Below are 24763 nucleotides of genomic sequence, written 5' to 3' on the forward strand. Positions count from 1 at the left end.
TAAAAACGACCAAAGATGAGCCGCCCCCCGCAGGGCGGCTTTTTTTATGGGTATGCACAAACGAAATTTGCCATCGCTTTTGAGATACTAAAGTGACGCGTCCTGAAGGTCGAAAACCCACTCGGTTTCCATCTCAATAACCTTGCGTCTTTTTTGAGCTACCTCTCATTGCATTGGCGGAACAATTCCTTATTATCCGTGTTGGTATGTCCGTTCCGCCTGTATTTGAGGTGAATGCGGTTATCACCGCGACGTGCCGTTCAACAGCCCAAAGAGCTAAACTTGTTTACTGAAATTATGATCGTGGTCCTGCTCACCGTATTGAATGGTGTGCTTGCCATGTCCGAGCTTGCTGTCGTCTCTTCGAGACCTGCGAGGCTTAAAGTGCTGGCCGCGCAGGGCAGCAAGGGCGCCACGATGGCGCTCAGTCTTTCTGAAAATCCCGGACGCTTTCTGTCCACTGTGCAGATCGGCATTACGCTGGTCGGCATTCTCTCGGGCGCCTTTTCGGGCGCTACGCTCGGCACGCGCTTCACAGGCTGGCTGATGGAACAGGGTGTGCCGGACCGTGCGGCCGATGCGCTGGGCGTGGGTGTGGTGGTCGTTGCCATCACCTATCTCTCGCTGATCGTCGGCGAACTCGTTCCCAAGCAGATTGCGCTTCGCGACCCGGAAAAGATTGCCGCGCGGGTTTCTCCCGCGATGGTGCTGCTTTCCAAGATCGGCGCGCCCATCGTCTGGCTTCTCGACAAATCGGGTAAGATCGTGCTGGCGATCCTGGGTCACAGCGGCGAATCCAACGCATCCGTGACCGATGATGAAATCCGCACGGTTCTAGCCGAAGCGCATAGCGCAGGCGTGATCGAGACCGAGGAATCGGCGATGATCACCGGCGTCATGCGCCTTGCGGACCGCAATGCCCGTGGCTTGATGACGCCGCGCCGCGATGTGGAAGTGGTGGATATCGAGGACAGCGCGGAGGAAATCCGCGAGCAGCTTCGCGGCACGCAGCGTTCGCGCCTGCCGGTGCGAAATGGCGCATCCGATGAAATTCTCGGCGTTCTCTTTGCCAAGGATGCCTTCGACGCGCTGGCTTCCGGCAAGGAGCTGAATATTCGCGAACTCCTGCGCGAAGTACCTGTCGTGTCAGACCTGACGAGTGCGGTGGATGTGATCCAGTCGCTGCGCCGCTCGACGGTTCACATGGTTCTCGTCTATGACGAATACGGCCATTTCGAAGGCATCATCAGCTCCGGCGATATTCTGGAGGCCATTACGGGCGCATTCCAGGAAGAGGATGATGAAGAGCCTGCGATAGTGGAGCGTGAGGACGGCAGCTTCCTCGTTGCAGGATGGATGCCCGCCGACGAATTTGCCGACCGCATGGGCTTCCAGATCGATGAGGATGCCGAATTCGAAACCGTTGCCGGTCTGGTGCTGGACGAATTCCGCCGCCTGCCGGAACTGGGCGAGCACATCACGCGAAATGGATGGCGCTTCGAAGTCATCGATCTCGATGGCCACCGGATCGACAAGGTTCTGGTCAGCCGGGCCGCCTGATGAGCGAGACGTCGTCTCCCTCCAAAGCCGAGCTTCGTGTCGAGCGTCTCGCCCTGCGGGACGCTCTTTCCGTTGAAGAGCGGGCTGCGAAGAGCCTTGCTATTGCGGATGCCGGGGCGGATGCATTGTCCTTTGCGCCCGGCACCGTGCTGTCGGGCTTCATGCCGATCCGCTCCGAGGCGGATACGAGGCCGTTGATGGAAGCGCTGCGGAACAAGGGTGCGCGCCTTTGCCTGCCGGTCATTCTGGATCGCGAGACCATTGTGTTTCGCGAATTCGTTCCCGGCGCGGAGCTGGTGAAAACGGGTTTCGGCACTACGGGGCCGGATGAAGGTGCTGCCGTTCTCGATCCGCAAATTCTGCTGGTGCCGCTTTCGGCTTTCGATGGCCGAGGGCACCGGATTGGCTACGGGGCCGGGCATTACGACCGCGCAATTGCAAAACTTCATGCAAAAGGACTGAATCCCGTTCTTGTTGGCATTGCATTCGACTGTCAGGAAGTGCCATCAGTGCCCGCAGAAGCGCATGATGTTGCGCTGGACGCGGTTTTGACCGAAAGCGGGCTGCGCAGCTTCAGTAACAGGACGGGGTAATGAGACTACTTTTTCTCGGAGACATGGTTGGCAAGACGGGTCGCACGGCGGTCTGGGAGCGTCTTCCGGGCCTGATCTCCGATCTGAAACTGGATTTCGTCATCGTCAATGGCGAGAACGCCGCAGGCGGTTTCGGTATCACCGAAGAGATTTATCTGGAAACCATCAATGCCGGTGCCGACGTCGTGACCACCGGCAACCATGTGTGGGACCAGAAAGAGGCGGTATCCTTCTGCGAGCGCCACGACCAGTTTTTGCGGCCCGCGAATTACCCCAAGGGCACGCCCGGCAAGGGCTCCGGCCTGTTCTATGCCCGCAATGGCGCACGCATTCTCGTTGCCAACATCATGGGCCGGGTGTTCATGCATCCCGAGCTTGACGACCCCTTCAGCTCTGCGGAAACCATTCTCGCCGCCTGCCCGCTGGGCGAGCAGGCCGACGCCATCGTGTTCGACTTTCACGCGGAAGCGACCAGCGAAAAGCAGTGCTTCGGTCATTTCGTGGATGGCCGCGCAAGCTTCGTGGTGGGCACGCATACACATGTGCCGACGGCGGATGCGCAGATTCTGAATGGCGGTACGGCCTATATGTCGGATGCCGGTATGTGCGGCGATTACGATTCCTCACTCGGAATGGAAAAGGAAGAGCCGATCAACCGGTTTATTTCCAAGATGCCGAAGGGGCGCTTTGAGGCGGCCAGCGGGCCTGCGACGCTTTGCGGCGTTGGTGTAGAGATTTCCGATAGCACCGGGCTGGCGGAGAAGATCGAGCCGTTGCGGATTGGGCCGAGGCTGGCGGAGACTATTCCTAGTTTTTGGGTTTGAACTTCCTCGTCCGTCATTCCGGCCTTAAGTCACTACTGTCCGGTTTAAACTGAGTGGGTAGTTTGGGGCGAGAACGGCTCCTTCACCCGTCACCCCGCACTTGATGCGGGGTCCAGCAGACGCGCGTCTGCGCGTCGAAAGAGTCTTTTCAGACCAAAGACTTGGTCTGGCTGGATCCCGGATCAAGTCCGGGATGACGGAAGTGGGGAGGGCCACTGCTGAATTTACAGCCAGCGTTGCACTGGCGAGTCCAATTCGTACAAAGCGCAAAAAAGCGAATACAATCAATACTCTATACCAAGTCTATAAATCTCCACCGAGCAGTAGTGGCCTTGAGCCGGAATCCAGTTTGGCGCGTCTGCGCCAAGGAACAGTCTTTTAGCGATCAATGACTTGATCGCGCTGGACCCCGCATCGAGTGCGGGGTGACGGAAGTCGTTGCGCCCCAATGACAACAATGTGAGCGCCCGACGCCGCTTGGCGCTAGACGAGCCATTCCCCTTGCCGCATCCTGCGCGGCATCACCTCAAAAGGGGAGTGGTGAAATGCATCGCATGCTCGTGCTCGCATTGTCCGCCATTTTGTTCGGCGCCGGTTCGGTTGTCGCTCAGGAGCCTCCCAACCGTGCGCCCGTCAGCCAGTGCCAGGCGGTGGCGCAGTCCATTCCCGGGGCGATGTTTGCCAGCTTCAAGCCATCGGATGTGCGACAGGTGCAGGCGACTGCGAAGGAAGAGGTGGCCATTCAATATATCGGCCACTCCACCTTTCTCATCACTTCGCCTGAAGGCGTTACGATTGCGACCGATTACAATGGCGTCTACCGCCCACCGGTGACGCCCGATGTCGTGACGATGAACAAGGCGCACTCCACGCATTACACGCTGACGCCCGATCCCGCGATCAAACATGTGCTGCATGGTTGGAGCGATGTGCCGGGGGAGAAGGCGGAGTTTAAATTGCAGGTGGGCGATGTTTATATCCGCAACGTCACATCCGATATACGCAACCGCTGGGGCGGCGGCGGGCTGTTGCAGAAGGACGGCAATTCCATCTTCATCTTCGAAGTGGCCGGGCTGTGTATCGGTCACTTAGGGCATCTGCATTATGAGCTGACGGAAACGCAATATGCTGAAATCGGGCGGCTGGATGTGTTGATGGTGCCGGTCGATGGTGGGTTGACGATGGGGGCTGACAGCATGAGCCGTATCGTCAAGCGGCTTCGTTCTGCACTTATTTTGCCGATGCACCAGCCGAGTGCGCTGGAGCAGTTTCTCGTCACCTTCGGCGCGCAATTCAAGATCGCCTATGCCAGCGATCCTGTTATCAGGGTTTCCATGAGGAGCCTTCCCCGCCAGCCGCAAATCCTCGTTCCGCAAGGCATGTGAGGGCGCGGTTTTGGCGGGGAAAGGGTTTAAGCGAAAGCCAGATGCTGGCGAACGCCGACATCCGGTGTCTTGTGATCCGACATATTGGCCTTGGCGATTTCCCAGCCGAATTTCAACGTGCTGTCTGTGGAGGCCCAGATATCGGCATCGTCCACATGAAGGGCGAGCATCGTCAGCGACGGGTCGCTCTTGCCATGTTCGTACCAGGCGGCGGTGACGGAGTTCCAATATTCGTCGATCTTGGATTTATCATCGCGCACTTCGAGCTTGCCGGAAAGGCAGGCATGATAATCATGGTCCTTGCCGATGACGCAGAAATGCGCGCGCGAGCCGGACTTCAGCGACTGCACGAGCTCGGAATCCTTCTTGGAAAAGAACCAGATGGTGTTCGTCTTCGGATCGGCATGAGGAGCCATTGGCTGCATGTGGCTGTGGAGCCCTTCCAGACCGAGCATGCCGGCGTGGACGGAATTGATTTCATCCCAAAGCTGACGGGCAGGGGCTTCGCGTGCTTCAGTCAGACTGACCATTTAATCATCTCCTTCCGGTTCCTGTTCCTGCAGAGGGCGCCACCGATTGTGACAGCCGCACTCATGTTCTGAAACGGCGAGAGATGATTTCAGTTCCTTGGCGCAATCAGAGAAAGCTTACGGGCTTGAACAGCCGCGCTATCGCACTTATAAGGCCCACAATCCAAACAAACGATCCGATCAGGGGTGCCATGGCTGGCCATTCACAGTTCAAGAACATCATGCATCGCAAGGGAAAACAGGATTCGATCCGTTCGAAGATGTTTTCCAAGCTCGCGCGTGAAATCACCGTTGCAGCCAAATCCGGTCTGCCGGACCCGACGATGAACGCAGCGCTGCGCCTGGCCGTCCAGAACGCCAAGGCCCAGTCGATGCCGAAGGACAATATCGACCGCGCCATCAAGAAGGCGTCCGGTGCCGATGCGGAAAACTACGATTACGTGCGCTACGAAGGCTACGGCCCGGGCGGCACGGCGGTTATCGTTGAAGCGCTGACCGACAACCGCAACCGCACCGCGTCCAACGTCCGATCTCTCTTTACCAAGGCTGGCGGCGCGCTGGGCGAAACCGGTTCGGTGTCCTTCTCCTTCGACCGCGTTGGCGAAATCACCTACAAGGCCTCCGTTGGCGACGCCGACAAGGTGATGGAAGCGGCTATCGAAGCCGGTGCCGACGACGTTGAGACCACGGAAGAAGGTCACACGATCATCTGCGGTTTCGAAGCGATGAACGAAGTTTCCAAGGCGCTGGAAAGCGTTCTTGGCGAAGCGGACAGCGTCAAGTCCATCTGGAAGCCGCAGAACACGGTTCCGGTAGATGAAGAAAAGGCTCAGTCGCTGATGAAGCTGATCGACAACCTTGAAGACGATGACGACGTGCAGAACGTGTATTCGAACTTCGAAGTGTCGGAAGAGGTTCTGGCGAAGCTTTCTGCCTGACCGTGTAGATATAAGTTTCCAGGGCCTCGCGCAGTAGTGCGCGGGGCCTTTCTTTTTAAAGGTGCCCGTAAAAAATCTATCTGTGGTTGATTTTTTTATGTCCCTCGCTAGAACTCCTTCTGAGGTTCCGCGAAGAACGCCTTTAGAAAGGTCTATGGATATGAAGATCATCAAATTGATAGGCTGGGGCTTTGCCGTATTTGGCCTGGTGTTTGTGGTTGTGGGTGCGGGTATCTACTATTCCGATAGCCAGTTCGCAGCTCGCGCTTTGAAAGCGAAGGGCGTGGTTACAGACATGGTGCGGCCGGAGCGCAATTCCACCAGTTACTCAGCCATTGTTCGCTTCACGGATGCGCAAGGCCAGCAGCAGGAGATGGCAGATAAGATGAGCTCGAATCCGCCGCGCTTTTCGCGCGGAGATGAGGTCGATGTTCTCTATGATCCGCAATCTCCGTCCAATGCGATGATCGATGATGCTTTCGGACGTTATTTTCTGCCGGGCATGTTCTCGGGCCTCGGTGCCGTCATCGCCACTATAGGTGTGGCGATCCTTATCGTGCCAACCATCAGGAAACGCGGTCGTGCCCGTCTGCTTCGTTTCGGACGACCGGTCGAAGCGGAATTTCTTGAGGTCTTTCGCGACCAAAAAATCACGGTCAACGGGACGAACCCGTTTCGTGTGGCGGCGCAGGCCAAGGACCCCACGACGGGACAGTTGCGTCGCTACGAGAGCCATACGATCTGGGTGGACCCAAGCGCACAACTAGAGGGCCGTAAAGTCAAGGTCATGGTGGACCCGGCGAAGCCAAGTCGTTACGCCATGGACCTGTCAGATGTGGTTCCGGAACAGGTTTGATAGCACGTGTGCGGTGAGTACAAGCTATCTTGCGGCAGTGACATGCCCGCAGGATAGTCACTCGTGCGGGCTGAACGTCCATCGATAGAATATTGATTTCCTGCTTGGAATCGGTCGCCTCTATGCGGCCTGTTTCAAACCACCCCGAACCTCTGCAAATACCTCCACCGAACGCAGGCGCTTTTCGATGTCGTGGACAGGCATGGAGACGATCAGTTCGTCCGCGCCCGTATCCGACAGGAACTGCTTCAGCTGACGGTCGATGGTTTCGTGTGAGCCGACGGCGGCGTAGCGCAGGGTGTGCTCGACGGTGATGCGCTCCATGTCGTTCCAGTAGCCGTCCATGCTTTCCACCGGGCGGGGGAATGGTGTGCGCACATTCTTGCGCAGGTTTACAAATTGCTGCTGGGCGGAGGTGAAGAGGTGCTGGGCTTCCTCATCCGTATCTGCGCCTACGCCCATGACGCCGACCATGACATAGGGTTCATCCAGTGTTGCCGATGGCTGGAAGCGGGCGCGGTAGATCTCGATGGCTTCCATCAGCATATCCGGCGCAAAATGCGAGGCGAAGGAATAGGGCAGGCCAAGTGCCGCAGCTAGGTGCGCGCTGTAGACGCTGGAGCCGAGTAGCCAGATCGGCACGTTGGAATTGACGCCGGGAACGGAGAGGATCGCCTGATCCGGTTCCGGTGCGCCGAGATAGCGTTGCAGTTCCATGATGTCGTGCGGGAAATTTTCCGCGCCGGCATCGAGGTTTCGGCGAAGCGCGCGCGCCGTGCGCATATCCGTGCCCGGTGCGCGACCGAGGCCAAGATCGACGCGGCCCGGCAAGAGGGCAGCGAGCGTGCCGAACTGTTCGGCGATGACCAGCGGCGAGTGGTTGGGCAGCATGACGCCGCCGGAGCCGACGCGGATGCGCGAGGTTGCAGCACCAACATGGGCGATCACGATGGAGGTTGCGGCACTGGCTATGCCCGGCATGCCGTGATGTTCGGCAAGCCAGATGCGTTTATAGCCTTGCTCTTCGGCCTTGATTGCCATGCGTCTGGAGTTTTCGAGGGCATGACCGGCGGTCTCTCCATCGCCAATGGGGGAGAGATCGAGAATGGAAAAGGGGATCATCCGGCACTCCTGTCGGTATTCGTTACTTGATTGTAATGTAGGGTGCAGTGCGAAATATGCGATAGCAATCGCGTCGAATTGATTGATGCATCAAAAAAATTGGAGTTAGGGCGAGACGCTGTATTTAGGCTGCGCGAAGACGGTTTTCCTCTATCAAATACACGGATGTTGTCGTTTTGTTCACTTATCGCTGGCAGGTTTTCGCCCAGCAGGATAGGGTGACGCATGCAGAACGCGATTCGAATTATTGGCATTGATCCGGGCCTTAGACGGACCGGTTGGGGGATTATCGAGACATTGGGCAACAGCCTGCGTTTCGTGGCATCCGGCACGGTCACGTCCGATGGCGACATGGATTTGGCTTCGCGCCTGTGCCAGCTGCATGACGGGTTGGCAGAGATCGTGCATGCCTATCAGCCGGATGAGGCAGCGGTCGAGCAGACCTTCGTCAATAAGGATGCGGTTGCGACGCTGAAGCTGGGACAGGCGCGTGGCATTGCCATGCTGGTGCCTGCGCGCGCCGGGCTGCATGTTTCCGAATATGCACCGAATGCGGTGAAGAAGGCGGTGATTGGCGTGGGGCATGGCGAAAAGCAGCAAATCCACATGATGCTGAAAATTCTGATGCCGAAGGCTGAATTCAAGGGCAATGATGCCGCCGATGCGCTCGCCATCGCCATCTGCCACGCTCATAATCGTGGTGGGGGCCGGATGCGCCGCGTTCTGGCCGCAAGTTAATTTTTCAAACTCACCACGGACCGGACCATGATCGGCAAACTCAAAGGCACCATCGAAGAAATCGGCGATGACTATGTTCTCGTGGATGTGCACGGCGTCTGTTACGTGGCGCATTGTTCCGCACGCACGCTTTCGCGCCTCGGCTCGGCGGGCGAGGCGGTGGTGCTGTTCATCGAGACCTATGTGCGCGAAGACCAACTGAAACTCTTCGGCTTCATGAGCGCGCTGGAGCGGGAATGGTTCAACCTGCTTCAAAGCGTGCAGGGCGTTGGCTCTAAGGTGGCGCTGGCGGTGCTTTCCACGCTTTCGCCTTCCGAACTCGCCAACGCCATTGCGCTTCAGGACAAGGTTGTCGTTTCCCGCGCGCCGGGTGTTGGGCCGAAGGTGGCGGTGCGTATCGTGACCGAGTTGCGCAATAAGGCACCGGCCTTTGCCGGAGAGGCGACGGCGTCCATCGGCCTGAAGCAGGAAATCGGGGAAGGAGCAGCCCCGGCACCCGTTGCCGATGCCGTTTCTGCACTGACCAACCTCGGCTATTCGCGCGATCAGGCGGCGAATGCCGTTGCCGCTGCGCTGAAGAATGGCGGTGAGGGGGGAGATAGTGCCAAGCTCATCCGGCTTGGGTTGAAGGAGCTTTCGCGGTAGCACAGTCCATGTTATTTTCCTTACGATTTTGAAAAAGTAAGAAAGCTTAGCGTTATGGGTTTTCAGACAACCATCACGTCGAAAGGACAGATGACTGTTCCGAAAAACGTTAGAGACGAGTTGGAGATCAAACCGGGCGATAAGTGTTACGTCTGGGTACGTCATCGTGAAATGATTGTGGTGCCGCGCAACAAGTCGGTCAGTGATCTCGCGGGCATTCTCGGTAAACCGCCAAATGGCCGTAAATTGGCTATCGAAGAGATCGATTCTCTCGTCGGCGATGCCGTGTCTGAAGAATATTCAAAGCTTTCGCGCAGCGAGATCAATGAATGAAGCGCCGCTTTGGCCTTGATACGAACGTGCTGTTGAGGGTCGCAATCGATGACGATCCAGCCCAGCGCGATCGCGTCGAGCGTCTTCTCGAGACATTTGGCGAACACGATGTCATGATTGTGAGCTTGCCGGTTATTCTTGAGACTGCCTGGGTGTTGGACCGTTTCTACGGCTATCCCAAGAATGCCGTCCTCGATTTTATTCAGGCCATTCTGGAACGGCGCGAAGTCGAGGTGCCGGATTATGAAGTCGTGGGCAACGCAATTGATATTTGCCGGGATTCCGGTGCGGATTTCTCCGATGCCGTGATTTCGGAGATGAACAGATTGGCTGGCTGCGCGACGACTTACACTTTCGACGTCAAGGCGGCCCGTAAAATACTTGGAATGGAACTGTTGACATGAGTGAGGCTGCACGGCTGATTTCTGCTGAGAAGCGTGGCGAGGATATCGATACGACGCTGCGGCCGCAGACGCTGGATGATTTTACCGGTCAGGCGGAGGCGCGGGCCAATCTGAAGATTTTCATCGAGGCGGCGAAGAACCGGGGCGAGGCGCTGGACCATGTGCTGTTCGTCGGGCCGCCCGGTCTTGGCAAGACCACGCTTGCGCAGATCATGGCGAAGGAACTGGGGGTCAACTTCAAGTCCACGTCCGGACCGGTTATCGCGAAAGCGGGCGATCTGGCGGCGCTTTTGACCAATCTGGAAGAGCGCGACGTTCTGTTCATCGATGAAATCCATCGCCTCAATCCGGCTGTCGAAGAAATTCTCTATCCGGCGATGGAGGATTTTCAGCTGGATCTGATCATTGGCGAAGGGCCTGCGGCGCGCTCGGTCAAGATCGATCTTTCGAAATTCACGCTGGTTGCGGCCACCACGCGGCTTGGCCTTTTGACCACGCCGTTGCGGGACCGCTTCGGCATTCCGGTGCGCCTGTCCTTCTATACGGTGGATGAGCTGGAGCTGATCGTGCGGCGCGGTGCGCGGCTGATGGGCCTGCCGATGACGGATGAGGGCGCGCGTGAGATTGCAAGGCGTGCACGCGGCACGCCGCGTATTGCCGGGCGTTTGCTGCGGCGTGTGCGGGACTTTGCCGAAGTTGCGCGGGCAGAGGCAGTGACGCGCGAGATTGCCGATGAGGCGCTGACGCGGCTTCTGGTGGACAATATGGGTCTCGACCAGCTGGACATGCGGTATCTGACGATGATCGCGGTCAATTTCGGCGGTGGGCCGGTGGGTATAGAGACGATTGCGGCGGGCTTGTCCGAGCCTCGCGATGCTATCGAGGACATTATCGAGCCCTATATGATCCAGCAGGGCTTTATCCAGAGAACGCCGCGCGGGCGCGTGCTGACGGGAACGGCCTGGAAGCATCTTGGCATGCAGCCGCCCAAGGATCTGGAAGCTGCGCAATTCCGTCTGACGCTTGAGGAAGACTGACCTTGATCACCCGTCGCACCCTTCTCAAAACGGCTGCGACGATGACCGCAGCGCTTTTTTCGCTCGGTGCTTATGCGGGCGGGATCGAGCCACTGGCGCGATTGATCACGACGCGCTACCGCATCACGCCACAGAACTGGCCTGAGGGGCAAAACCTCAGGATCGTGGCGCTTGCCGATTTTCACGCCTGCGAACCATGGATGCCTGCGGAGCGCATCGCGAAGATTTGCGATCATGCCAATACGCTCGGCGGCGATATCATTCTGCTGCTAGGCGATTATATGTCCGGAATGAGGCTGGTGACGGGTGTGGTGCCGCCCGAGGACTGGGCGAGGGCACTGTCCGGGCTGAAGGCCACCTATGGGGTCCATGCCGTCTGCGGCAATCATGACTGGTGGCAGGATAAGGAAGCGCAGCGACTAAGGCTGAAGGAGACCGTGGCTCACAAGGCGCTGCGGGCGGTTGGTATTCATGCGCATTCCAACGATGCGGTGCGGACTGGTTCCGAACAGCAGCCGTTCTGGATCGCGGGGCTTGAGGACCAGTGGGCCTATCTGACCAGCAGGCGCGTGTCGGGTCTGGATGATCTCGGCGGCACGCTGGCGCAGGTGACGGATGATGCGCCGGTTATTCTGCTGGCGCATGAGCCGGATATATTTACCTCCGTGCCGGACCGTGTGTCCCTTACGCTTTCTGGCCATACCCATGGCGGACAGATCAATCTGTTCGGCTGGCGACCGGCGGTTCCTTCGCGTTACGGCGAACGTTTCGCCTATGGTCATGTGGTAGAAGACAACCGTCATCTCATCGTGTCCGGCGGACTTGGCTGCTCCATCGCGCCGGTTCGTTTCATGTCTCCGCCGGAGATCGTGGTGATCGACATCGGGGCTTGAGAGTCTGTCTGAAAGCGTCGGACGGATCGATCCGCGGTTGTTTTTTGTGCCTGACCGAGTCGAAAATCTTGCCGATATCTTCGGATATCGCCTTCGATCTTCTTCTCGTCTGGCACAAAACGTATCCACTGGCTCTCCGCCGCTGAGTTTCCAAACAGACTCTGAGGGAACAAAGCAGGTTTCGCGGCCTTTCCGTTCTTTCATTCGGAGAACGAGATGACGAAGTTTCGCAAGGGCACCAAGGTCAGCTGGAAGTGGGGCAATGGAAAGGGCGAGGGCAAGGTTGCCGAGAGCTTTACCGAAGATGTCGAGCGCAAGATCGAAGGTTCGGTGATCAAGCGCAAGGCAAGCGAGGATGAGCCCGCCTATCTGATCGAGCAGGAGGATGGGGCGAAGGTTTTGAAAAGCCATTCCGAGCTTGAGGAGGCGGATTGAGAGCAGAGCAGATGCCTTCGATGGAGGCCGTTCTTCGCTGTCGCATACTGATGTTTTAAGGAGGAATCGCGATGGCTTATGATGCGACGCGGGTGTTTCGAAAGCTTGCCCGAAACAACAGGCTGGCTACTTTCCGTCTCCATCAAACCTGCCTGCGGCTGGCGCCCGAGGAGTTCGTGGCCCCGCGAACGAGCTTCTTCCCGACTATTCGCGCCACACTCAATCATATCTATCTGGTGGATGTTTTTTACTTCGACGCCTTGAAGGGTGGCTCGCTGGGACACACGGTCTTTGCCGAGCCGGAGCCCTATGCCGATATGCAGTCTCTGGCGGATGCTCAGGCGAAGATGGATAGCGAGTTGGTGGCGTTCGTGGATGGGCTTGACGAGGACGCGCTGGCCTCGATAGTGCAGGTTCACAGGGGCGAACGGGTTCAGACGGACCGTTGCGACGATATTCTCTCTCATCTCTTCCAGCATCAGACGCATCACCGCGGGCAGGTTCATGCCATGCTATCGGGAACATCGCTCAAGCCGCCGCAGCTGGATGAATTTATTGTGGGCGACGATGCGGGGGTTCGCAAAATGGAGTTGGAGGCATTAGGGTGGACGGAAACTGATTTGATGTTTCCTGTTTGATTTATTGGACGCCTGATGGTGGAAGACCTTCGTATTCGCATGAAATTCAAGCCGAAGCGCATTTTTCAGATGCGCGTGGCGGGGCTGGCATTTCGCGATGGCCATGTGCTGGTGCATCGCGCAACGCATGAAAAATTCTGGACCTTTCCCGGTGGCCGGGCGGAAATGGGGGAGCAGTCGCAGGATACGCTTGCCCGTGAGATGGTGGAGGAACTGGGTGCGGAAGTGTCCGTTGGACGGTTGCTCTGGGTGGTCGAGAACTTCTTTCATTATGAGGGGAAGGACTGGCATGAGCTTGGTTTCTATTACCTGATGGAACTGCCAGACAGCTTTCCGTTTGACGAGGAAGCAATCGTTCACCGCGTGCAGGATGGGAAGAACCCGCTGGAATTTCGCTGGGTGAAGGCAACGACCGAAGCATTGACGGCGCTGGACATTCCGCCCTATTTCATTGCCGCTGAGATCGAAAATCTTCCGGCTTCCACGCGCCATGTGGTTTGGAAAGACGGCAATCTGGACGACAAATGACCAATTCTGCACAACGCCATATGATCCGGCTTGAGCACAAGCCGCAGCTTTTCAGTGTCCGCGTGGCGGCTCTCATTTTACGCGACGGGTATCTTCTTGCGCAGCGTGCGGTGAATGACAGCTACTGGGCGCTGCCGGGCGGACGAGCTGAACTCGGGGAGAGTTCGGAAGAGACGATCCTCCGAGAAATTAAAGAAGAGCTATTTGTTACTGCGCGGATCGAACACCTTCTCTGGTCCGTCGAAAATTTCTTCTCGTACGGAGAGTACAGCGCGCATGAGCTGGCTTTCTATTATCTCATTCAACTGGAGCAGGACTTTCCGTTTCATGAGAAGGATATCGTTCATCGCGTCTTGGATGGCGTCGACGTCGAGTTTCGATGGTTGCCCGCAACGACTGCCGCGTTGCGTGCGAATGATCTAAGGCCGGTTTTCATCGCGGACAGGATCGAGGCGCTGCCTTCGCGGCATGAGCATCTGATCGTGCGCGAGGGGCAGCCGAAACATTTTCAGGACCAACAATGAGTGACATCACCGTTTTCCTTTCCGGCGAGCTGATCGAGCACGGCCATAGGCTGGTGCAGCGGGTTTATTATGAGGATACGGATTTTTCCGGGCTGGTCTATCACGCCCGCTATCTGCATTTTCTTGAGCGTGGCCGTACTGATTATCTGCGTTGCCTTGGCTGCGAGCAGAGCGCGTTGCTGACGGCGGATGAGGAGGGGCTGGTTTTTGTCGTCCACCGCATGGAAATCGACTTCAAGAGCCCGGCGCGGATGGATGATGTTCTGACCATTACCACCATGACCGAGAAGGCCGGTGGGGCGAAGATGGTGCTGAACCAGGAAATTCGTCGGGGTGACACACTGCTTGTTGCCGCGAAAGTGATTATTGCCGTGATCAACGCCAAGGGAAGACCAAGACGTCTTCCAGATACCGTGGCTGAGAAGTTTTTGAAGTAAGAAAACGCACAAAGACAGAAATGCCATTTTTGATCGGCAGTTTCGTAACACTCCCTTAACCATAATGTAGTCTTACTTAACCACTCGGTATTTGTGCGCCGCACGCCTTCCTTTTACCAAATTTAGCGGCGAGTAAGGCGTAATGGCACTATCGGGGCAAAGGCGACGGGTTGGCGGATAGCACCGCGAAGCTCAAAGCATTTATGCGCGTTTGAATCGCCCGGTCATGCACCGGGCGTTTGGATTCGGGGATTGGATATTTATGGAACAGGCAGGTTTGGCAGCGGCAACGCATGATGTAAGTCTTTGGGCGCTGTTCATGCAGGCGGGACTTATCGTCAAGCTGGTGATGATCGGCCTCCTGGCCGCCTCGGTTTGGACTTGGGCCATCGTCATCGACAAATACATGAACTTCGCCAAGGCGCGGCGTCAGTTCGACCAGTTCGAACAGGTGTTCTGGTCCGGCCAGTCGCTTGAAGAGCTGTACCGCACGCTGGCCGAGCGCCAGAATGGCGGCCTTGCGGCGATCTTCGTTGCGGCCATGCGCGAATGGAAGAAGTCCTTCGAGCGCGGTGCGCGGTCTCCCATCGGCCTTCAGATGCGTATTGACCGCGCCATGGATGTGACCATGTCGCGCGAGAGCGAGCAGTTCGAAGCCCGCCTCGGTTCGCTGGCGACCATCGGCTCCGCCGGTCCGTTCATCGGCCTGTTCGGTACGGTTGTCGGTATCATGACCTCGTTCCAGGCGATTGCCGGTTCGAAGTCCACCAACCTTGCGGTCGTGGCACCGGGTATTGCCGAAGCGCTTCTGGCGACGGCTATCGGCCTCGTTGCCGCTATTCCGGCTGTTATGGCCTACAACAAGTTCATGGCTGATGCGCACAAGCTTTCCTCCCGCATGGAAGGTTTTGCCGACGAGTTTTCCGCGATCCTGTCTCGACAGATCGATGAGAAGCTGCAGACGCGTCAGGCTGCGCAGTAACGCGCCAGCGCCTTGAGCTATTGGAGTAACGATTATGGGAATGTCAGCAGGCGGTAGCGGTGGTGGTTCGGGCGGTCGTCGCGGCCGTGGACGCGGACGCCGTGGCGGCGGTGCGATCAGCGAAATCAACGTGACGCCACTCGTGGACGTCATGCTCGTGCTGCTCATCATCTTCATGGTGGCGGCACCGATGATGACGGTTGGCGTGCCTGTGGACCTGCCGCAGACGTCTGCATCCGCGCTGAATTCCGAAACGCAGCCGATCACGATTTCGGTCAATGCCGATGGCAAGATCCATTTGCAGGAAACGCCGATCGAGGCCGCAGAAGTGGCCGACAAGCTGCAGGCGATTTCGACCACGGGATATAATGAGCGCATTTTCGTGCGTGCGGATTCCGTTGCCGCTTACGGCGTCGTTGCCGATGTAATGGCGCGTATCCAGGCAGCGGGCTTCAAGAATATCGGTCTCGTAACCCAGCAAAAACAGGACAATTGAACCAGGCAATGAAGGGCAGCATCACCACATCTGCGATTGTGCACGCCTCTGTGCTGGCCTTTGCCCTTGTGTCTCTGGGCTCGCCGGCACCGTTGGAGGTGTCTCAGGCCGAGTCGATGCCGGTCGAACTCGTGTCCGTCGAAGAAATGACTCAGATCCAGCAGGGCGACAAGAACGCGCCCAAGGCTGAGAAATCCGCACCTGTTCCGACCACGCGCCCCGATATCGTGCCGAATGCGCAGAATGTCGGCAATAACACTGCCGATCTGGATGCGCCGCCGACGCCGACGACCAAGCCGAACAATAATGACAGTGCTGCAGCTCCCCCCAAGCAGGAGAAGCCAGCACCCGTTGTCGATACCAAGCCCAATGAGGTGAAGGATATCGTCAAGGAAGAGACCGCACCGAAGCCGCAGGAAATGGCATCGCTGCCGCAGCCGAAGCCGGAAATAGCGACGCCGCCGAAGCCAGCGGAGCCGCCAGCCGAACAGAAGGCTGAAGAGCCGCCGCCGCAGAATCAGGAACCGGCGGAGATTGCCGTTCCTCAGAATATTCCGCGCCCGAATGCGCGCCCGCAGCCGCCGGAGCCACCAAAGCCAGAGCCGCCGAAGCCTGAGCCTGCTAAACCGGCTGAGCAGAAGCCTGCGGAAAAACCGCCTGAGAAGAAGACCGATCAGGCGAAAACGAACGAGAAGCCTTCCGACAAGAAGCAGGCCGACCGCAAGCAGGAAACTGCAAAGGCTGCCGCTTCGCAGGCGAGCGAGTTCAATGCCGATGAAATCTCGGCCCTGTTGAACAAGCAGGCACCTTCAGGCGGTGGCGCGAAGCGCTCTACCCAGACGGCTTCGCTTGGCGGCAAGAAGACGATTGGTACGGGTCTGAGCGCCAGTGAGATGGACGCTCTCCGAGGACTGATTTCGAAGAACTTTTCGGTGGTCGCGGGCCTGACGGACGTGGCAGAGGTGGTCGTTGAAGTCCGTGTGTCGCTCGACCAGTCAGGTGAAGTGGTGGGCAGACCTGAGGTTTCGTCGAAAGGCGGACCGGATGGCACCCGCCGTGCGCTGGAAGGCAGCGCGGTACGCGCCGTCATGCGATCCGCGCCATTCACCTCTCTCCCACAGGATAAATACGATGGTGAAAAAGGATGGAATACTCTGGTGCTGACATTCACGGCCGAAGATTTCGGTGTCTGACCAGCCGCCTTGGAAGCGCCACCTTCCGATTTCAATCGATGTGCAATTTAGAAAAAAAGCTGAAAGGCTTGTCTCGATGATCAAGTTTTCTTTCCTTCGCGCGATGATGGTGGCTTCTAGCCTCATCCTGTCGTTCGTTGCGATCACTCCGGCCAACGCGGAAGTTCGGCTCAACATCAATAAGGGCAATGTGCAGCCACTGCCGATCGCCGTCACCGATTTCATGTCGGGCGATGGTATCGGTGCGCAGGTTTCGCAGGTCATCGCAGCCGATCTTCAGCGCTCCGGCCTGTTTGCGCCGATCAACAAGAGCGCGTTCATCGAAAAAATCAGCAATCCCGATCAGCAGCCGCGTTTCGAAGACTGGAAGGTCATCAATGCGCAGGCGCTGGTTACGGGCCGCGTGACGAAGGAGGCCGATGGACGTCTTCGCGCCGAGTTCCGCCTGTGGGATACCTATGCCGGTCAGCAGATGATGGGCCAGCAGTTCTTTACCCAGCCGGAAAACTGGCGCCGCGTGGCGCACATCATCGCGGACGCGATCTATGAGCGCGTGACGGGTGAAAAGGGTTACTTCGATACGCGCGTCGTTTTCGTTTCCGAAAGCGGGCCGAAGACTGCCCGCAAGCGCCAGCTTTCGATCATGGATCAGGACGGTTTCAACGTCCGCAACCTGACCAACACCAACGATCTCGTTCTGACGCCGCGTTTCTCGCCGAACCGTCAGGAAGTGACCTACATGTCCTTCGAGGGCAACCAGCCGCGCGTTTACCTGCTGCAGCTGGAAACCGGACAGCGTGAAGTCGTCGGCAACTTCCCGGGCATGACCTTCTCTCCGCGCTTCTCGCCGGATGGCCAGAAGGTGATCATGAGCCTTCAGCAGGAAGGCAATGCCAATATCTACACGATGGACCTGCGTTCGCGCACGACGACCCGCCTGACGAATACGGGCGCCATCGACACGGCACCATCCTACGCGCCGGATGGCCAGCGCATCGCTTTCGAAAGCGACCGTGGCGGACGCCAGCAGATTTACGTGATGAATGCAGATGGCTCCGGCCAGACTCGTATTTCCTTCGGCGATGGTTCCTATTCCACGCCGGTCTGGTCTCCGCGCGGCGATCTGATTGCGTTTACCAAGCAGTCGGGCGGCAAGTTCTCCATCGGTGTGATGAAGCCGGATGGTTCGGGCGAGCGTATCCTGACCTCGGGCTTCCACAATGAAGGCCCGACATGGGCGCCGAATGGCCGCGTGCTGATGTTCTTCCGTCAGGGTGCGGGTTCCGGCGGACCGCAGCTCTTTTCCATCGATCTGACGGGATACAATGAGCAGCAAGTCAAGACGCCGACCTTCGCTTCCGACCCGGCCTGGTCGCCGCTGCTCGATTGATGAAATGCCTGTGGCGGTGTCCGAAAAGCGGTCGCCGCCACAGTTTTATGCCGATATGCCGGGGGATGCCTCTTTCTTGCCGCAAACAACTGTGAGGGAGCAAAAAAGTGGGACATTTCCTTTCTGTTAACCATACGCGTTCGGGGGCCGTTAACCTCAATCGGTTAGCGTCTAGCAACGTTACTGAATTTCTAAGGAGAGACCGGCGATGAGCCGTACACATACTTCGGCGCTTAGCCCAATGCAGAAAATCGCCCGTAACCCGGCTGTCATCGCTCTGACGCTCGCTCTGGCTCTGGCCGGTTGCGCGAACAAGAAGAACATGCCGAACAGCGCAGGCGAGCTTGGCCTCGGTGGCGCCGGTTCCGCAACGCCGGGTTCCGCTCAGGACTTCACCGTCAACGTTGGCGACCGCATTTTCTTCGACACCGACAGCACCTCCATTCGCGCAGACGCACAGCAGACCCTGCAGCGTCAGGCTCAGTGGCTTGCTCGTTACCCGAACTACGCAATCACCGTCGAAGGCCATGCCGACGAACGCGGCACGCGCGAATACAACCTTGCACTCGGCGCACGCCGCGCTGCCGCCACCAAGGAATTCCTGGCTTCGCAGGGCGTTCCTGCAAACCGCATGAAGACGATCTCCTACGGTAAGGAACGTCCGGTCGCCGTTTGCGACGACATTTCCTGCTGGTCGCAGAACCGTCGCGCCGTTACCGTTCTCGGTGGCGCTGGCATGTAATTGCCTCTCGCGGAAACGTGATGAAGTTTACAAAGGCGGTCTTCGGGCCGCCTTTCGTTTTTTTCATAGTTTGGCCGAAGTTAAGTTGCTTTTTCATCTCAGATGGAAAAAATCCGGTTTTGCGCCGCTGGGGCGCAAATCAATGAGACAGGAACCAAGATGAAGAAACTTGTCGTGGCGGGAATGCTGGGGCTTGCAGCCTGCACCGGCTTGAGCGGCACTGCCGTCTCCGGGCCGTTGTTCGGTTCAGGTGGGGCCTTCGGCACGGTGAATTCAAACGCACCAGTCATCAATGCGCAGGCAAACGAAACCTACAAGGTGCAGCAGCTGGAAGAAACGATCCGGCAGTTGAACGGTCGTATCGAAGAGATGAGCTTCCAGCTTCTCCAGATGCAGGAAACCATTCGCAAGGCGCAGGAAGACAATGAATTCCGCTTTCAGGAACTGGAAAGCGGCAAAGCTTCCGCACCTGCAGCACCAAAGAAGAAGGCCGAAGCCGACATTTCACCTTCCGGGCCATCCGCCGGTGCTTCCGACGATGTTGCAACCATTATTGAAACGCCGTCACAGGACGGCGCTTCAATGCCAAATCAGCAGACGGCGACCGCTCCCCGCTCCAACGCGGCACCCGGTGAAACGACGCTCGGTTCCATCGAGATGGATTCGCGCGGCATGCCGATTGGCGGAACGCTGAACCCGAATGCCAATAATTCCTCAGGCGCTCTTCCGGGCGTTTCGACAGGCAGCGGACATTCCAACAGCACCGATCCGGTCAATACGGCTGCGCTGACCAGCGAGAGCGATATCTATCAGGCGGCTTACAGCCATGTGCTGGCCGGAGATTACAAGCTCGCCGAGCAGGGTTTCGAGCAGTATATTCAGGGCTACCCCAAGGGCTCCAAGGCAGCGGACGCGAATTTCTGGCTAGGCGAAGCGCAATATTCGCAGGGCAAGTTCACCGATGCGGCAAAGACGTTCCTCAATGCGCACCAGACTTACAGCAAATCGCCGAAGGCGCCTGAAATGCTGCTGAAGCTTGGCATGTCGCTTGCTGCCCTCGACAATAAGGAAACCGCTTGCGCCACACTGCGCGAAGTGCCGAAGCGCTATCCTAGCGCATCCAAGACCGTTCTCGGCAAGGTCACGAGCGAACAGAAGCGCCTGAGCTGCTGAGTTTGTCCGGCATCTGGCGCTGACATGCCATTCCTTTTCACTCCGCTTGCGCCGCTTGAGGCTGCGCGGAACTTCATCGAGAAATTCGACAAGCCCGCCTGTCTCCTCGTCGCGGTTTCAGGCGGAAGCGACTCCACCGGGCTGCTTCTTGCGCTGCATGAGACTGTGCAGACATTCCGCCGCGACATCACGCTTCACGCCATAACGATTGACCATGCCCTTCGCGCAGAGTCCGCAAAAGAGGCGAGTGCTGTGGCGGCGCTCTGTGCCCGATTTGGCATTCCTCACCACATCCGCCGATGGGACGGCGAAAAGCCGACGACTGGTGTTTCGGCTGCCGCAAGACTTGCGCGCTATTCCCTGATTGGGGATGTGGCGGCGGAGATTGGCGCGGACGCTGTGATCCTCGGCCATACGCATGGCGACCAGCAGGAAACCATCGCCATGCGCGGAAGCAGAAGCGTGCGCAGCGACAATCTCGGCCTTGCGGGAATGGCGGATGCGGTGCTTTATCGCTCGCACCACTGGGTGCTACGGCCATTTCTGTGCGTGACGCGTGAGGATATCCGCGCCTATCTCGAAGCCAGGAACGAGGGCTGGATCGATGATCCGAGCAATGACGATGCCAAATATGAGAGGGTGCGAACGCGGCAAAAGCTGGAAGCCGAGCCGGATGAGAGAGAGGCCAGCGACGCGAGAGCCGCACTGTCTCGTCGGGCGGCTGAGTGGGTAGGACTTCATGCAAGCGCGTATTCTCAACTGCTCATTCGGCTTGATCCGGCGGGGCTGGCGGAGGATGCCGCTGTTCTTCGTTACGCCCTCTCGGCTCTGGCTTCGGTTCTCGGAGGGCGGTCATTCGGTCTTTCTTCCCAGAGCATGGATCGGGTGATGACGTTCCTCGTATCCGGTGCTCTGGGTCGGATGACGGCGAGCCGGGTCGTGTTCGACCGCCGAAGCAGCGGGCTTTATCTTTATCGCGAGAACAGGAATATCGAGGTTCTGACCTTATCTGCTAGAGATAGCGGCATCTGGGACGGACGTTTCGCGGTGAAGAACGATCTTTCGCGTGATGTGCTGATAACTGGCGGTATGGAAGGGAAGGGCGGCCCCGCGTTTCCTGCGACACTTCCGCGCGGCGTCGTCAGCCGGGTGCTTCAATCCGCTCCTTCCATCGAAGATGATGGCTTTCGTGGCTCTGCCTTAAGCAAGGACGGCATTTCTATGCGTGCGCTGCTGGCTCCTTACGATCTTTTCCTGCCGCGTTTCGACCTTGAGTTGGCGAACCGGATCGCTGCGCTTCTGGAGCGCGCGCCCTATCCGCAGCCGCCGGTTTAGTTTGGCGAGGCGAAACCGGCGATTTTTCGCAGAGTTTTTACTTCAAAACGCATCTCGTTCTCTCCCCTGCCTTGGCAACGGCACCTGTCCTCCTTATGTTAGGCTCAACATTATGGCGGGCGCGCATTTGCCCGTTGGAGTTCGGGGAGTTCAATGAACCCAAATTTTAGAAATTTCGCCCTGTGGGCGGTGATTGCTCTTCTGCTGATCGCACTGTTCAGCATGTTCCAGACATCGCCGTCGCAATCCAGTTCGCGCGAAATTCCATATTCGCAGTTTCTTCGTGATGTCGATGCAGGGCGCGTTCGCGACGTGACCGTGACCGGCAACCGGGTGCTTGGAACCTACACCGAAAACGGGACCGCGTTTCAGACCTATTCGCCTGTGATCGACGACTCGCTGATGGAACGCCTTCAGACGAAGAACGTGACGATTGTTGCGCGGCCGGAAAGCGATGGTTCCTCGGGCTTCCTGAGCTATCTCGGCACGCTGCTGCCGATGTTCCTGATCCTCGGCGTCTGGCTGTTCTTCATGCGGCAGATGCAGGGCGGATCCCGCGGTGCGATGGGCTTTGGCAAGTCGAAAGCCAAGCTTCTGACGGAAGCGCATGGCCGCGTGACGTTTGACGATGTTGCCGGTGTCGATGAAGCCAAGCAGGATCTGGAAGAAATCGTTGAGTTCCTGCGTGACCCGCAGAAATTCCAGCGCCTTGGCGGCAAAATCCCGCGCGGCGTGCTGCTCGTCGGCCCTCCCGGCACGGGTAAGACGCTTCTGGCGCGCTCGGTGGCGGGCGAAGCCAATGTGCCCTTCTTCACCATTTCCGGTTCCGACTTCGTTGAAATGTTCGTTGGTGTGGGTGCTTCCCGCGTGCGTGACATGTTCGAGCAGGCGAAGAAGAACGCGCCCTGCATCATCTTCATCGACGAAATCGACGCCGTTGGCCGCCATCGTGGCGCCGGTCTTGGCGGTGGTAACGATGAACGCGAGCAGACGCTCAACCAGTTGCTGGTGGAGATGGACGGCTTCGAAGCCAATGAAGGCATCATCCTGATTGCGGCGACCAACCGTCCGGACGTCCTCGACCCGGCTCTGCTGCGTCCGGGCCGTTTCGACCGTCAGGTTGTGGTGCCGAACCCGGATATCGTCGGTCGTGAACGTATCTTGAAGGTTCATGCGCGCAACGTGCCGCTTGCGCCGAATGTCGATCTCAAGACGCTGGCGCGTGGTACGCCCGGCTTCTCCGGTGCCGATCTGATGAACCTCGTCAACGAAGCTGCGCTTATGGCCGCACGTCGCAACAAGCGCGTCGTGACCATGCAGGAATTCGAAGACGCCAAGGACAAGATCATGATGGGTGCGGAACGCCGCACGACCGCCATGACCGAGGCCGAAAAGAAGCTGACGGCTTACCATGAAGCAGGTCACGCCATCACCGCACTGAACGTGCCGGTGGCCGATCCGCTGCACAAGGCAACGATCATTCCCCGTGGTCGCGCCTTGGGTATGGTGATGCAGCTGCCGGAAGGCGACCGCTATTCCATGAGCTACAAGTGGATGGTCTCCCGCCTCGTCATCATGATGGGTGGCCGTGTTGCCGAAGAGTTGACTTTTGGCAAGGAAAACATCACCTCCGGCGCATCCTCCGATATCGAGCAGGCCACCAAGCTTGCCCGCGCGATGGTGACGCAGTGGGGCTTCTCCGACGAGCTAGGACAGGTTGCCTACGGCGAAAACCAGCAGGAAGTCTTCCTCGGTCATTCCGTTTCGCAATCCAAGAACGTTTCGGAAGCCACGGCACAGAAAATCGACAACGAAGTTCGTCGTCTGATCGATGAAGCCTATACCGAGGCACGCCGCATCCTGACCGAAAAGCACGACGATTTCGTTGCGCTTGCGGAAGGTCTGCTGGAATACGAAACCCTTTCGGGCGAAGAGATCAAGGCATTGATCAAAGGCGAAAAGCCTGCGCGCGACATGGGCGACGATTCCCCAAGCAACCGTGGCTCCGCCGTTCCAAAGACCGGCGCGAAGAAGGATGGCCCGAACGAAGCCAAGGGCGACGGCGAGGCCGAAGGCGGCATGGAGCCGCAACCGCACTGATTATGCCGTTATGGTGGATTGAAATGAGGCCGCTCCGAAAGGGGCGGTCTTTTTGTTTAGGGAAGCAATGGTTCTGCCCGGTTTAGATTTCTGAGCCTTTCATGCGAAGCTGGAGGTTTGAGGAGAAACGGTGAAACTACTTTCGACCGTCATCCTCGCTCGGGCTTGTGCCACTGCTGTCCGGTTTAAATGTGCGGACGCGAGGCAAGGCTTTGAATACATTGCAGTTCCATCCTTCAAATCCGGTTGGGCCACGCTTTGACCACGTTCGCTGCACGTTGACGACGGGCGCGACCCCACATCCGTCATCCCGGACTTGATCCGGGATCCAGCCAGACCAAGTCTTTGGTCTGAAATACTTTTTGACACGCAGACGCGCGTCTGCTGGACCCCGCATCAAGTGCGGGGTGACGGGTGGGGAGCTGTTCTCGCCCCAAACTACTCACCCACTTTAAACCGGACAGAAGTGGGCCTGTCCCGAGGATCTGCAACCGATTGATTTTGTTCACGTTGGCAGATCCTCGGCACAAGGCCGAGGATGACGGTGGGGGTGGATTTATCGTCTCTCCTCAAGCTTCTGACTTTGCATGAAGGGCTGCGGAATCTAAACCGGACAGCAGTGGCCTTGACCCATTGCTGTCCGGTTTAACTGAGTGGGGAATTTGAAACGAGAACAGCTCCCCCACTCGTCACCCCGCACTTGATGTGGGGCCCAGCAGACGCGCGTCTGCGCGCGTCGAAAAAGTCTTTCAGACCAAGAACTTGGTCTGATTGGATCCCGGGTCAAGCCCGGTATGACGGAAGTGGGGTTGCACCATCGTCGCCGTGCAGCGAACTCGGTCAGAGCGTGTCCCAACCGGATTTGAAGAATCGAACTGCCATGCATCCGCACCTTTAAACCGGACAGGAGTGGCATTGTGCCGAGGAGCGGC

Annotated in this window: 27 protein-coding genes; 25 read left to right on the forward strand and 2 right to left on the reverse strand. The window is 58.0% G+C overall.

Annotated features, from left to right (window positions below):
- The first annotated feature begins 297 nt into the window (after positions 1–297).
- The 4 genes from CFBP5473_RS03455 (at position 298) to CFBP5473_RS03470 (ending at position 4362) form a co-directional block, all read left to right on the forward strand.
- Positions 298–1560, forward strand: coding sequence for a hemolysin family protein (locus CFBP5473_RS03455; protein ID WP_027676508.1), 1263 nt, complete (start codon positions 298–300; stop codon positions 1558–1560).
- On the forward strand, positions 1560–2153 hold the full coding sequence (locus tag CFBP5473_RS03460) for a 5-formyltetrahydrofolate cyclo-ligase (RefSeq protein WP_037171465.1): 594 nt from the start codon (positions 1560–1562) through the stop codon (positions 2151–2153). Before CFBP5473_RS03455 ends, CFBP5473_RS03460 begins: the two co-directional genes overlap by 1 nt.
- Positions 2153–2977 carry a TIGR00282 family metallophosphoesterase gene (locus tag CFBP5473_RS03465; protein ID WP_027676510.1) on the forward strand — a complete coding sequence of 275 codons (825 nt, stop codon included), beginning with the start codon at positions 2153–2155 and terminating at the stop codon, positions 2975–2977. The genes CFBP5473_RS03460 and CFBP5473_RS03465 overlap by 1 nt, the downstream gene beginning before the upstream one ends.
- Before the next feature lie 545 nt (positions 2978–3522).
- Positions 3523–4362, forward strand: a complete 840-nt coding sequence (locus tag CFBP5473_RS03470) for an MBL fold metallo-hydrolase (RefSeq protein WP_027676511.1) — start codon at positions 3523–3525, stop codon at positions 4360–4362.
- A gap of 26 nt (positions 4363–4388) precedes the next feature.
- Here the strand turns inward: CFBP5473_RS03470 and CFBP5473_RS03475 are convergent, their stop codons facing one another.
- Positions 4389–4892 carry a pyridoxamine 5'-phosphate oxidase family protein gene (locus tag CFBP5473_RS03475; RefSeq protein WP_027676512.1) on the reverse strand — a complete coding sequence of 168 codons (504 nt, stop codon included), beginning with the start codon at positions 4890–4892 and terminating at the stop codon, positions 4389–4391.
- A 191-nt stretch (positions 4893–5083) separates the two neighbouring features.
- Here CFBP5473_RS03475 and CFBP5473_RS03480 point away from each other — a divergent pair, with 191 nt between their 5' ends.
- Both CFBP5473_RS03480 and CFBP5473_RS03485 read left to right on the forward strand, forming a co-directional pair.
- Positions 5084–5830, forward strand: a complete 747-nt coding sequence (locus tag CFBP5473_RS03480) for a YebC/PmpR family DNA-binding transcriptional regulator (RefSeq protein WP_027676513.1) — start codon at positions 5084–5086, stop codon at positions 5828–5830.
- A gap of 154 nt (positions 5831–5984) precedes the next feature.
- Complete coding sequence (locus CFBP5473_RS03485) at positions 5985–6686, forward strand: DUF3592 domain-containing protein (protein WP_027676514.1); 702 nt, start codon at positions 5985–5987, stop codon at positions 6684–6686.
- 120 nt (positions 6687–6806) lie between these two features.
- Here the strand turns inward: CFBP5473_RS03485 and CFBP5473_RS03490 are convergent, their stop codons facing one another.
- The gene (locus tag CFBP5473_RS03490) at positions 6807–7808 is read right to left on the reverse strand and encodes an LLM class flavin-dependent oxidoreductase (RefSeq protein WP_027676515.1); all 1002 of its coding nucleotides are present in this window, start codon (positions 7806–7808) and stop codon (positions 6807–6809) included.
- 225 nt (positions 7809–8033) lie between these two features.
- On the opposite strand from CFBP5473_RS03490, the gene ruvC reads away from it, so the two are divergent.
- From ruvC to ftsH, 19 genes are all read left to right on the forward strand, one after another.
- Complete coding sequence (ruvC, locus tag CFBP5473_RS03495; RefSeq protein ID WP_027676516.1) at positions 8034–8546, forward strand: crossover junction endodeoxyribonuclease RuvC; 513 nt, start codon at positions 8034–8036, stop codon at positions 8544–8546.
- Between the two features lie 27 nt (positions 8547–8573).
- Positions 8574–9191: a Holliday junction branch migration protein RuvA gene (gene ruvA, locus CFBP5473_RS03500; protein ID WP_027676517.1), complete on the forward strand. Its 618-nt coding sequence runs from the start codon at positions 8574–8576 to the stop codon at positions 9189–9191.
- 54 nt (positions 9192–9245) lie between these two features.
- A complete protein-coding gene (locus CFBP5473_RS03505; RefSeq protein WP_027676518.1) occupies positions 9246–9524 on the forward strand; it encodes an AbrB/MazE/SpoVT family DNA-binding domain-containing protein in 279 nt (92 codons plus the stop codon).
- Positions 9521–9928: a PIN domain-containing protein gene (locus CFBP5473_RS03510; protein WP_027676519.1), complete on the forward strand. Its 408-nt coding sequence runs from the start codon at positions 9521–9523 to the stop codon at positions 9926–9928. The genes CFBP5473_RS03505 and CFBP5473_RS03510 overlap by 4 nt, the downstream gene beginning before the upstream one ends.
- Positions 9925–10965, forward strand: coding sequence for a Holliday junction branch migration DNA helicase RuvB (gene ruvB, locus CFBP5473_RS03515; RefSeq protein WP_027676520.1), 1041 nt, complete (start codon positions 9925–9927; stop codon positions 10963–10965). The genes CFBP5473_RS03510 and ruvB overlap by 4 nt, the downstream gene beginning before the upstream one ends.
- 2 nt (positions 10966–10967) lie before the next feature.
- Positions 10968–11858 carry a metallophosphoesterase gene (locus tag CFBP5473_RS03520; RefSeq protein ID WP_027676521.1) on the forward strand — a complete coding sequence of 297 codons (891 nt, stop codon included), beginning with the start codon at positions 10968–10970 and terminating at the stop codon, positions 11856–11858.
- Positions 11859–12074: 216 nt separating this feature from the next.
- A complete protein-coding gene (locus tag CFBP5473_RS03525) occupies positions 12075–12293 on the forward strand; it encodes a hypervirulence associated TUDOR domain-containing protein (protein ID WP_027676522.1) in 219 nt (72 codons plus the stop codon).
- 71 nt (positions 12294–12364) lie between these two features.
- Positions 12365–12931, forward strand: a complete 567-nt coding sequence (locus CFBP5473_RS03530) for a DinB family protein (protein ID WP_027676523.1) — start codon at positions 12365–12367, stop codon at positions 12929–12931.
- A gap of 15 nt (positions 12932–12946) precedes the next feature.
- Positions 12947–13459: an NUDIX hydrolase gene (locus CFBP5473_RS03535; protein ID WP_027676524.1), complete on the forward strand. Its 513-nt coding sequence runs from the start codon at positions 12947–12949 to the stop codon at positions 13457–13459.
- Positions 13456–13983, forward strand: a complete 528-nt coding sequence (locus CFBP5473_RS03540) for an NUDIX hydrolase (RefSeq protein ID WP_027676525.1) — start codon at positions 13456–13458, stop codon at positions 13981–13983. Before CFBP5473_RS03535 ends, CFBP5473_RS03540 begins: the two co-directional genes overlap by 4 nt.
- Positions 13980–14420: a tol-pal system-associated acyl-CoA thioesterase gene (gene ybgC / locus CFBP5473_RS03545; protein WP_027676526.1), complete on the forward strand. Its 441-nt coding sequence runs from the start codon at positions 13980–13982 to the stop codon at positions 14418–14420. Before CFBP5473_RS03540 ends, ybgC begins: the two co-directional genes overlap by 4 nt.
- A 262-nt stretch (positions 14421–14682) precedes the next feature.
- Entirely contained in the window at positions 14683–15402 is a 720-nt protein-coding gene (gene tolQ, locus CFBP5473_RS03550) for a protein TolQ (protein WP_027676527.1), read from the forward strand.
- Between the two features lie 34 nt (positions 15403–15436).
- Complete coding sequence (gene tolR, locus CFBP5473_RS03555) at positions 15437–15898, forward strand: protein TolR (protein ID WP_027676528.1); 462 nt, start codon at positions 15437–15439, stop codon at positions 15896–15898.
- Positions 15899–15906: 8 nt separating this feature from the next.
- Positions 15907–17091 carry a hypothetical protein gene (locus CFBP5473_RS03560; protein ID WP_027676529.1) on the forward strand — a complete coding sequence of 395 codons (1185 nt, stop codon included), beginning with the start codon at positions 15907–15909 and terminating at the stop codon, positions 17089–17091.
- A gap of 76 nt (positions 17092–17167) precedes the next feature.
- Positions 17168–18481, forward strand: a complete 1314-nt coding sequence (gene tolB / locus CFBP5473_RS03565) for a Tol-Pal system beta propeller repeat protein TolB (RefSeq protein WP_027676530.1) — start codon at positions 17168–17170, stop codon at positions 18479–18481.
- Positions 18482–18689: 208 nt separating this feature from the next.
- Positions 18690–19223 carry a peptidoglycan-associated lipoprotein Pal gene (pal, locus tag CFBP5473_RS03570; RefSeq protein ID WP_027676531.1) on the forward strand — a complete coding sequence of 178 codons (534 nt, stop codon included), beginning with the start codon at positions 18690–18692 and terminating at the stop codon, positions 19221–19223.
- A 159-nt stretch (positions 19224–19382) separates the two neighbouring features.
- Entirely contained in the window at positions 19383–20396 is a 1014-nt protein-coding gene (gene ybgF / locus CFBP5473_RS03575) for a tol-pal system protein YbgF (RefSeq protein ID WP_027676532.1), read from the forward strand.
- A 24-nt stretch (positions 20397–20420) separates the two neighbouring features.
- The gene (gene tilS / locus CFBP5473_RS03580; RefSeq protein WP_027676533.1) at positions 20421–21731 is read left to right on the forward strand and encodes a tRNA lysidine(34) synthetase TilS; all 1311 of its coding nucleotides are present in this window, start codon (positions 20421–20423) and stop codon (positions 21729–21731) included.
- 153 nt (positions 21732–21884) lie between these two features.
- A complete protein-coding gene (ftsH, locus tag CFBP5473_RS03585; protein ID WP_027676534.1) occupies positions 21885–23831 on the forward strand; it encodes an ATP-dependent zinc metalloprotease FtsH in 1947 nt (648 codons plus the stop codon).
- Positions 23832–24763 lie beyond the last annotated feature (932 nt).

It is taken from the genome of Agrobacterium larrymoorei, from assembly GCF_005145045.1.
GTDB classification, from domain to species: domain Bacteria; phylum Pseudomonadota; class Alphaproteobacteria; order Rhizobiales; family Rhizobiaceae; genus Agrobacterium; species Agrobacterium larrymoorei.